This window comes from Photobacterium sp. WH24 (assembly GCF_019204055.1).
Classification (GTDB): Bacteria; Pseudomonadota; Gammaproteobacteria; order Enterobacterales; family Vibrionaceae; genus Photobacterium; species Photobacterium arenosum.
The window spans coordinates 1-775 of the sequence record NZ_JAGSOZ010000061.1; the positions used below are offsets into that span (position 1 = coordinate 1).

Sequence of the window (775 nt, forward strand, 5' to 3'; positions counted from 1 at the left end):
CATCCACTCCATGTCAATAAATCGCGTTTCTAACTTAGCGATTGAGTAGGCATCGAGTGTGACTTTATGAAGGAAGGCTGCACCTGTTTCCTGACTCGTAGGGTCGCTCAAGCATTCAGCATCCGGAGACCAATCTATCCGGCTGATCGTACCGCTGGGGATTTCACAAGGGGCACCAAAATCTCCCATCTCAAAGCTGCCTCCTTCAACAAACACCAAATTCTCGATGGCACGTACCACCACGTCGGCGGCGTTTTGTTTTTGTTCCTGGATCGCCTCAGGGTAACGCTTTTCGATATTAGTAACTATGGTATCAAGCTGCTGTTGAGAGACGGTTTCGCTGGAGATTTTGATGGGTGAATTGTTGTCATTGCAGGCCGCTAATAATGGCAGCGTACATGCAAGTCCTAGCCTGTAAAATTTCATGCGGGCATCCTTTATTTTTAGTGCCTTAGTTTACCGAAACCCCAGAAACAAAAACACAAAACTGGTGGCTAAATCATGAAATTCACAGGTGTTTTTTGAATAGGGTTCACAATGGATAAAAAGAAATCTACTTGAAGTCCCACCCGACTGAGCCAGTAAAAGAACACAGGTTAACCAACAGATTACTCAACGCCATCAGACAAGCGATATACAAACTGCATAAATAAAGCCCCGGAAGGGGCTTTATTTATTTGTTGCAGGGACTGATTGCTGAAGAGCACAGCGGAAACTTGTGCTGTAAAAATATGTACTCTTTACTGGCACAGAATGAATCCTTGAAAAAGTCATA

1 pseudogene is annotated in these 775 nt (G+C 44.3%); it reads right to left on the reverse strand.

Annotated elements, in window-relative coordinates:
- Positions 1–426 (reverse strand): annotated as a pseudogene (locus tag KCG43_RS21325) (hypothetical protein); the annotation flags it as partial.
- Positions 427–775 lie beyond the last annotated feature (349 nt).